This is a genomic window from Candidatus Desulfolinea nitratireducens (assembly GCF_982879505.1).
This window is the reverse complement of record NZ_CEYOSI010000166.1, coordinates 7,299-8,152: the sequence shown is the minus strand read 5'-3', so window position 1 is coordinate 8,152 and position 854 is coordinate 7,299. Positions and strand designations below refer to the sequence as shown.

The window sequence follows — 854 nt, the reverse complement described above, 5'->3', positions numbered from 1 at the left end:
TCAGCAGCATATTCAGCATTACCATACCTTGATCCTGGCTCAGGAAGCATCCTCATCCAACTGGCCGTTGCGGCCTTGCTTGGAGCTGGGCTTTTCATTCGCTCGCAATGGTCAAAGATAAAGAAAATGCTTGGCAAGGACGTCCCAGAAGTCAATGAAGAAGAAAATGCTGATGACGATTTCGAAGAATAAAGAACAACACCCTGCGTCATTTCGAGATCCGAACGGCTTCCTCTTCACACAAGATAGTGTTCTCTATAGACAAATAAACCAGAAATATACTGATGAGTATAAAAATCTCATTGAATCGGGGCTGTATGATAGCCTAAGAAAATCTGGCCGATTGGTCACCCATCAAGAGGTAGACATCGCTCCAATCCAGCCAGAAAAGGCTTTCCAAGTTCTTCAACCTGAACGACTCCCTTTCATTTCTTATCCTTATGAATGGTCTTTTTCGCAGCTTAAATCTGCCGCGTTAACAACTCTAGCAATTCAAAAGCGCGCGCTCAACGTTGGGATGTCATTAAAGGATGCGAGCGCATACAATATCCAATTTTATCTCGGAAAAGCAATGCTGATAGATACGCTCTCTTTTGAGTTCTATCAAGATGGGCAGCCCTGGGTAGCTTATCGGCAATATTGTCAACACTTCCTGGCTCCCCTTGCGCTAATGGCAAAACGGGATATCCGCCTCAGCCAATTATTGCGCGTATATATTGATGGCATCCCCCTGGATTTGGCAAGCGAGCTGCTCCCATCATCGGCCAAGCTCAATGCCGGACTAATGATGCACATCCACTTACATGCAAAAGCACAAGTCAAATACGCAGATGAAAATGTTGAGGAGCAAAAAA

Annotated in this window: 1 protein-coding gene and 1 pseudogene; both read left to right on the top strand. The window is 45.0% G+C overall.

Going from position 1 to position 854, the window contains the following annotated elements:
• Positions 1–192: hypothetical protein (locus tag AC3DOM_RS13255; RefSeq protein ID WP_487919526.1), on the top strand; the 192-nt coding region annotated here is incomplete at its 5' end.
• Positions 155–854: pseudogene (locus AC3DOM_RS13250) on the top strand (SAM-dependent methyltransferase); the annotation flags it as partial. The gene AC3DOM_RS13255 and the pseudogene AC3DOM_RS13250, both read left to right, overlap by 38 nt.